The following is a 3,658-nucleotide window of genomic DNA, read 5'->3' as shown; positions in this document are numbered from 1 at the left end:
CCCGGCGGTGAGGTGGACGACGTTGCGGACCGTGTAGCCGGCGTCCTGGTACTTGACGGCGGCCGCCGGGGCGGCCGCCCAGCCGACGGTCCACGGGTCCGCCGGGGCCGGAGCGGGCGCGCTCGGGGAGGGGGCCGGCGCCGTGGCCCCGGGGCTCGGGGCGGCGGCCGGCGCGGCGGGAGCCTCGGCGCTACAGGCGGCAAGCAGCAACGCGAGCAGGATCGGGAGTGGGCGGCGCATCACCTCTCCTTGCCCCGTTCCGCCGCTCAGGATTGCGGGGCGGGCACAGGTGACCCGTCGGTGACCAGCCCTCGCGACCGCGCCCAGCGCTCGAACACCAGCGTCGCGAACGGCGGGATCGAGCACGCCAGCGCGATCAGCGTCACCCACCAGCGCCAGCCCCCGGCCCGGGCCTGCAGCGCGGTCATCGCCAGGTACGCCATGAACATCGCGCCGTGGATCGGACCCGCGATCTGGACACCGATCTCGTTCTTGACGACGACGTACTTGAAGAACATCCCGGTGAGCAGGAGGGCCCAACTCACCGCCTCGGCGATTGCGACGGCGGCGAACAGGGCAGGTATGCGGCGCACAGGTGAAGACCTCTCTCGGCTTTTTGTGCCTTGACGACGGTCGGCGCGGACCGTTGATCAACAAATGATAGTGGCAGGCTCGGCGAAGGGCGGTGGCGCAGGTGGGCGAAGAGGTCGCACGGCACGAGTTCTCGCGCGAGGACCGTACGCAGTACCGGCAGAAGATCCGGCGCAGCCTCGACGTGTTCGCGTTGATGCTGCGCGAGTCGCGGTTCGAGTTCGAGCGGCCGCTGACCGGCATGGAGATCGAGCTCAACCTGGTCGGCGAGGACGCGGACCCGGCCATGTGCAACCAGGAGGTCCTCGACGCGCTGGCCGACCCGGACTTCCAGACCGAGCTGGGCCAGTTCAACATCGAGATCAACGTCGCGCCCCGGCGGCTCGGCGGCGACGGCAACGCCGACCTGGAACGCGAGCTGCGGGCCAGCCTCAACAACGCGGAGAAGCACGCCCGCAGCGTCGGCGTGCACACCGCCATGATCGGCATCCTGCCCACGCTGCGCCGCGAGCACCTGACCGCCGCGACCCTGTCCACCAACCCCCGGTACGCCCTGCTCAACGAGCAGATCTTCGCCGCCCGGGGCGAGGACCTCGACATCCGCATCGACGGCGTCGACCGCCTCGCCGTGACGACCGACTCCATCGCCCCCGAGGCGGCGTGCACCAGCACCCAGTTCCATCTGCAGGTCAGCCCCGACCAGTTCGCCGCGTACTGGAACGCCGCCCAGGTCGTCGCCGGCGTCCAGGTCGCCCTGGGCGCCAACTCACCGCTGCTGTGCGGGCGCGAGCTGTGGCGCGAGACCAGGATCCCCCTCTTCGAACAGGCCACGGACACCCGCTCCGAGGAGATACGAGCGCAGGGCGTACGCCCCCGGGTGTGGTTCGGCGAACGCTGGATCACCTCGGTCTTCGACCTCTTCGAGGAGAACGTCCGCTACTTCCCCGCCCTCCTGCCCATCTGCGACGACGAGGACCCCGAGAAGACCCTGGAGAGCGGCGACACCCCGGCCCTCTCCGAGCTCCGCCTGCACAACGGCACGGTCTACCGCTGGAACAGGCCGATCTACGCGGTCGTACGCGGCCGCCCCCACCTGCGCGTCGAGAACAGGGTCATGCCCGCCGGCCCCACCGTGGTCGACACGGTCGCCAACGGCGCCTTCTACTACGGACTCGTCCGCATGCTCGCCGAGGCCGACCGTCCGATCTGGACCCAGATGTCCTTCAGCGCCGCCGAGGAGAACTTCCACTCCTGCGCCCGCCACGGCATCGCCGCCTCGGTCTTCTGGCCGGGTCTCGGCTACGTCCCCGTCTCCGAGCTGGTCCTCCGCCGCCTCCTGCCGCTGGCCCACGAGGGCCTCAACCGGTGGGGCGTCCCCCAGGACCAGCGCGAACGCCTCCTGGGCATCATCGAGCAACGCTGCCTCACCGGCCGCAACGGCGCGACCTGGCAGGTCGACACGCTGCACCACCTGGAGGGTGAGGGCCACATGGACCGCCAGCAGGCCCTCCACGAGATGCTGAAGCGCTACCTCCCGCTGATGCACGAGAACATCCCGGTCCACGAATGGGACCTGCCCTGACCCTCAAAACTGCCCGGCTGCGATGCCCCGCTTGAGGGCCTCCCACTCCGCTCGGTCGAACGTGACGACCACGTCAGGACGCTGACTGTTCCGAACATGGACGCTGTCACCGGTGACAGCGATCTCGGCGCAGGCCGAGTCTGCGCAGTTCAAGCTTCGTTGCCAGGTAATCCGGTCGGGCGTCTCGCTCATGTGAAACCTCCCTGTCCAGCACCCAGCGTACGGGCGCCGGCACAGCGAAGGAAGAAAGTGTGACGGCCGAGGTGGTGCGCCGCATGCACCCGAGGAGTCGGGCACATGCGGCGCCTCTCGTCATCTCGCGATGTCGCCGGCGACGATTCTCGCCGTGAAGTTCTGCCAGTCCTGCCTGGACACCCGCATCACCGGGCCCTGCGGATCCTTGGCATCACGCATGGCGACGTGCTCGCCGTCGAGCGCCACCTCGACGCATGCACCGTCGGCGCAATAGCTGCTCCTCTTCCACTCCGTTGTGGTCGACGCCATCTCTCTTCCGTTCTCTTTAGATCTGCAGGGACGCGCCGGACGGACGGTTGTTCGCGCGGCGACGATTCAAGGGCGGCCTCGCTGAGCGCGGGACCGCAGCACGGCCGCCTCGGCCTCGATGGCGCTGATCGACTGCTCCTCGTCGAGCGACAGACTCCACAGATCCTCGAAGATCTGGCGGTGGAACTGAACCTCGGCCCGGTCGTGGTTCAGGTCGTCACGCACGTACGACTCTCGGTAGAGCACGGCATCGCCGGGCTCGTCGCTGAGGTCGAGGACGACGAAAGGGCCGATGACACCCAGGATGGCGCCCTGCTCCAGGGGCACGATGCGGATGTTGACGTTCGGGCGCCGGGCAACGCCGGCCAGCTCGGTCAACTGCTCCGCCATGATCGCCGGGCCGCCGATGTTTCTCTGCAGTGCCGACTCGTCGAGGATGAGCAGGAACTGGGCTCCGTCGTCGGCGTCGGCGAAGTTCCGTCGCCGCTGCATGCGAACATCGAGCCGGACCTGGCGATCCTCCGCGCTGAGACTCTTGGAGTACCAGCTGATGATCGTGTCGGCATAGGACCGGGTCTGCAGGACGCCGGGCACCAGGACGGGCTGGTAGACCCGGATGGCGGTCGCTTCGTTCTCGAACTGCAGCAACTGGGCGTACGCCGGAGTCAGATGATCCCGGAACTTCTGTGCCGTCCACCAGCGCTGGCGGCGGGAGATCCGGGCTTCCTCGAGGAGAAGGTCGATCTCCTCGGCGTCGGTGACGCCGTAGAGGTCGAGGAGGGCGCGGAGGTCGGTGCCGGAGACGCTGACGTCGCCGGCCTCGATGCGCTGGACCTTGCTGAGTGACCAGCCCGTGCGGTCGGCGACGACGCCCTGGCTCCAGCCGGTGGCCTCGCGGGCCTTGCGCAGGGCGAGGCGGACCCGGCGCCGGGCGACGGCGGGAGACTCTCCTGGCGAGGGCACGTCGGTGGCCTTTCGGGC

6 protein-coding genes are annotated in these 3,658 nt (G+C 69.2%); 1 reads left to right on the top strand and 5 read right to left on the bottom strand.

The genetic code is table 11. The features are described from left to right. Positions 1-240 (bottom strand): hypothetical protein (locus RBH18_RS43415; RefSeq protein WP_456237653.1); only part of this gene is annotated, 240 nt, incomplete at its 3' end. Positions 241-266: 26 nt separating this feature from the next. Continuing rightward, positions 267-593 carry a DUF3817 domain-containing protein gene (locus tag RBH18_RS43410; RefSeq protein ID WP_306216360.1) on the bottom strand — a complete coding sequence of 109 codons (327 nt, stop codon included), beginning with the start codon at positions 591-593 and terminating at the stop codon, positions 267-269. A gap of 101 nt (positions 594-694) precedes the next feature. On the opposite strand from RBH18_RS43410, the gene RBH18_RS43405 reads away from it, so the two are divergent. After that, positions 695-2,173 carry a glutamate--cysteine ligase gene (locus RBH18_RS43405; protein WP_306216359.1) on the top strand — a complete coding sequence of 493 codons (1,479 nt, stop codon included), beginning with the start codon at positions 695-697 and terminating at the stop codon, positions 2,171-2,173. A 3-nt stretch (positions 2,174-2,176) separates the two neighbouring features. On the opposite strand, the gene RBH18_RS43400 is transcribed toward RBH18_RS43405, so the two are convergent. The 3 genes from RBH18_RS43400 to RBH18_RS43390 form a co-directional block, all read right to left on the bottom strand. Next, on the bottom strand, positions 2,177-2,365 hold the full coding sequence (locus tag RBH18_RS43400; protein ID WP_306216358.1) for a DUF397 domain-containing protein: 189 nt from the start codon (positions 2,363-2,365) through the stop codon (positions 2,177-2,179). Positions 2,366-2,485: 120 nt separating this feature from the next. Then, positions 2,486-2,677, bottom strand: coding sequence for a DUF397 domain-containing protein (locus tag RBH18_RS43395; protein ID WP_306216357.1), 192 nt, complete (start codon positions 2,675-2,677; stop codon positions 2,486-2,488). Positions 2,678-2,743: 66 nt separating this feature from the next. Further along, positions 2,744-3,658 (bottom strand): helix-turn-helix domain-containing protein (locus RBH18_RS43390; protein ID WP_306216356.1); only part of this gene is annotated, 915 nt, incomplete at its 5' end.

Source organism: Actinoplanes oryzae, assembly GCF_030757795.1.
GTDB lineage: Bacteria > Actinomycetota > Actinomycetes > Mycobacteriales > Micromonosporaceae > Actinoplanes.
This window is presented reverse-complemented; position numbering and strand designations above follow the sequence as displayed.

Bases quoted from the DNA above. Each gene is read 5' to 3' on its own strand.
- RBH18_RS43395 (WP_306216357.1), bottom strand. From the start codon at position 2,677: ATGGCGTCGACCACAACGGAGTGGAAGAGGAGCAGCTATTGCGCCGAC.
- RBH18_RS43400 (WP_306216358.1), bottom strand. From the start codon at position 2,365: ATGAGCGAGACGCCCGACCGGATTACCTGGCAACGAAGCTTGAACTGC.